Annotated in this window: 2 protein-coding genes; both read right to left on the bottom strand. The window is 44.3% G+C overall.

Annotation, left to right across the window (positions count from 1 at the left end; all coding sequences use genetic code 11):
* A partial coding sequence (locus tag AYJ08_RS03500) for a hypothetical protein (protein ID WP_064016608.1) occupies positions 1–748 on the bottom strand: 748 nt, incomplete at its 3' end.
* On the bottom strand, positions 735–1,988 hold a 1,254-nt coding region (locus tag AYJ08_RS03495), incomplete at its 5' end, for a hypothetical protein (RefSeq protein WP_064016607.1). The genes AYJ08_RS03500 and AYJ08_RS03495, both read right to left, overlap by 14 nt.

The following is a 1,988-nucleotide window of genomic DNA, read 5'->3' as shown; positions in this document are numbered from 1 at the left end:
GATCCATGTAACCACCACCTGGGATCGGCAGGATGATCCAGGTTTGATAGCTATGAATCAAACCATCATCCTTCCCAATGCCGACAGTCATCTTAATGGTGGTGTTAGCCAGAATCTCATTGATATCAGGACGATCCTGTAATTGCTCCTTAAAGGCTGCAAAAAGATCGCTATCAGCCTTCTCTACCCATTCCTTACCCGTAATTTTGATCTGATACGGAATAGTCTCTGTGCTAATCACCTTTTCATCAGGCATCTGCACTGCTTTGTCTAAGAAAGGTAACCAGGCTTCATAACCACGAAATACATCGATAGGAATTGGTTCCTCGCGTGCTGTGATCCAGTTGCCGCCTTTGAAAATATAGCGTTCGTCACCCTTACGGTAGTAAACAAATTCCTGACGAGCGATGCGACCAGTCACCTGATAAGCATCTGGGCCTTCCACGATACCATCAAACATACTTGTGGTCTCACGTGACATCATCCGATTTTTCACGTAGCCGCTAAACCAGTATTTACTAGGATCGACCTCTGTTTTGACACCATTTTTCATCATCTCGAAGGAAGATTTTTCCTTTTCCAAAGCAGCACGTAAAACGGCAGCAGGATTTTCAGCAGGGGTAATGCCGGCAGGAGCCGTATCTTCAAGCTTTACAAACTCCTTTGGAGCAGATTCATACGTACAACCGGAGAGGAGAGTGAGCGCAGTTATGCTCGCCAGCAACCATTTTCCCTTATTTTGAAGCATAACGAACCCTCCTCACGATACCAAAAGCAAACAGTGCTATGGTGATGCCGACAGCGATTGGGAAGACAGGGATCTGATGGCGTTTGAATACTAGAATACGATGATTATCGTACATCGTAGCAACCAGCTCGTTCTCCTGGTCTCCGTCAATGTCTCCAACTTGCATTTTAATTAATGGTAAATAAATCTTCCAATTTTGCTTCAGCCCATCCTGTGTATAGTCAAAGCCGGAGAGATAACGACGATCAAAGCTACTCACCCAGCTTTTTGCTTGGGCAATCAGCTCTGCATGTTCGTTTTTACCAATGCTTGCATAATTGGTTAAGCGGAAGCTTGTGTCTTTTTCGCTACTTGCAAATAGCATATCCCATTTACCGTCCGCGGTTGGACGTAGGATATACGAAGGAACGCCGCCAATCAACAGCTCGTCCTGATTATCATGGTCGATGTCCGCTACCATAATATCGCTCATTGCAAGTCCACCCTTTAGGGATTTGCGATTTAAGCGGTAGCTTTCTTCCACAGTCGCATCAGGTTTAACGGTAATAACAGCTAGGTCTTCGTCCAATACCAGAAGTCCTTCTTGTCCATCAGGAAGGCGCATCGTGTCTAAAATCTTGGTACCACGAGTCTTGTACTGGAAGGAGATTTGACCATAGGAGCCAGTTAAAAATCCATTTTTAATTTCCACTTCATGGAATTTGGTTAGCTTATTAAATTGATTGGTTTTATACGTATAACCATCTTGGTCAGTCAGCTTTTTATCTACCTGTGCCAGATCCAGCAATAAAGCGCGGAATGGCGCTGTACCGGACTGCATCATTGCTTCTGTGTAGCTTTGACGCTGTACGGTAGGAACTAATTGCTTCTCCGTTTGCGCGTAATATGGGAAACCAGGGTAGTCCGTTGGCATTTGTGCCAAAGCATTTTTCCACTGCTGTGGCGTAAACTGATCTTGCTTTAACCGCACAAGCTTGCCGTCTTTCCATTTTAAAACATAAAGCGAAAGAGGCTCATCTTTTAAATAGAGAAGCTTTTCGGCAGTTGCCTTTTTTTCTTCCGGTGTTTCTGGAATTTTATCTTCTTCTACATCTGCAACTTCATCTGCGTTACCATACGTCAGAATTTCCATTGTTCCATCACCGTCAATGTCATACAGGGTGATTGGGAAGTAGTCGACCCATTCCCCTTTATACAGACGGTCTGTTTCTGCTTGTAAGACAAAATGATTAATCGCTGC

The sequence above is a fragment of the Brevibacillus sp. SKDU10 genome, assembly GCF_001645205.1.
Classification (GTDB): Bacteria; Bacillota; Bacilli; order Brevibacillales; family Brevibacillaceae; genus Brevibacillus_B; species Brevibacillus_B halotolerans.
The sequence above is the reverse complement of the archived record's forward strand: the minus strand, read 5'-3'. Positions and strand labels throughout refer to the sequence as shown.